This window comes from Desulfocastanea catecholica (genome assembly GCF_054657295.1).
Genome location: NZ_BAAHYZ010000109.1, coordinates 1 through 797, shown reverse-complemented (window position 1 = coordinate 797; position 797 = coordinate 1). Strand labels below are relative to the sequence as shown.

General features: G+C 37.4%; 2 protein-coding genes. Both read left to right on the top strand.

The window, feature by feature from the left end; translation table 11 throughout:
- Positions 1-442: division plane positioning ATPase MipZ (locus tag ACYQ8U_RS23075; RefSeq protein WP_459947908.1), on the top strand; the 442-nt coding region annotated here is incomplete at its 5' end.
- The gene (locus ACYQ8U_RS23070) at positions 442-702 is read left to right on the top strand and encodes a hypothetical protein (RefSeq protein WP_459947907.1); all 261 of its coding nucleotides are present in this window, start codon (positions 442-444) and stop codon (positions 700-702) included. The genes ACYQ8U_RS23075 and ACYQ8U_RS23070, both read left to right, overlap by 1 nt.
- Positions 703-797: the final 95 nt, after the last annotated feature.

The following is a 797-nucleotide window of genomic DNA, read 5'->3' as shown; positions in this document are numbered from 1 at the left end:
AGCAGATCTCTCCAAATTAGATGAAAAATATGAGTTTGTCATTGTTGACGTCGCAGGCCGAAACTCCCGTGAGTTAATCACAGGAGCAACAGTTGCTGACTTATTGATTGCACCGCACCAAGCATCACAGCTTGACCTTGACACTCTCAATGAATTGCAGGAGCAGTTAGTCAGAATCAGGGACCTTAACCCACGATTAGAGGCTTATGTTTACCATTCAATGGCTCATACTAATCCGAGCGTAAAAGAAAGTGAACGAGAAGAGTTTATAGGTTTTACTTCTGAGTTTTCAGAACTTAAGCAGATGGAATCCATGAATTATTACCGCAAGGTATACCGTGACGTGATCCCACTAGGTTTGTCTGTTTTGGAAAGCAATAACTTACAGGCAAAAGCAGAAATAAATAACCTAATTGATGAGATTTTGAGGATAATTGGATAATGGCCACTTCATTTAAAAAACCAAAATCAGAAAAAAAAGTAGACCCGGTTGCTGCAGAGAAACTCGCCCAAGAGTTAGCCGACAAAACTTATGATGAACCGGGAATCCCTCAGGCTGTAGAAGAAGAATCAAAGCCTCTTCAATTCAAAATCACACCCAGTTTGCATAGAGAATTCAAGACGTATGCAGTAGTGAGAGGGTTAAAAATGGTGGACCTTTTTAAGTTAATGTTTAAAGAATACAAAGAAAATAACAAATAAAAACAAAACATTACCTTAGCTTCATTATATAATGAATATAGTATTTAATGATATATTCATAACATCATTGCATGAAATCATGCTCAATCGCAACA

What these genes read in the sequence shown, in the direction of transcription:
- ACYQ8U_RS23070 (WP_459947907.1), top strand. Translation starts at nt 442, where the DNA reads ATGGCCACTTCATTTAAAAAACCAAAATCAGAAAAAAAAGTAGACCCG.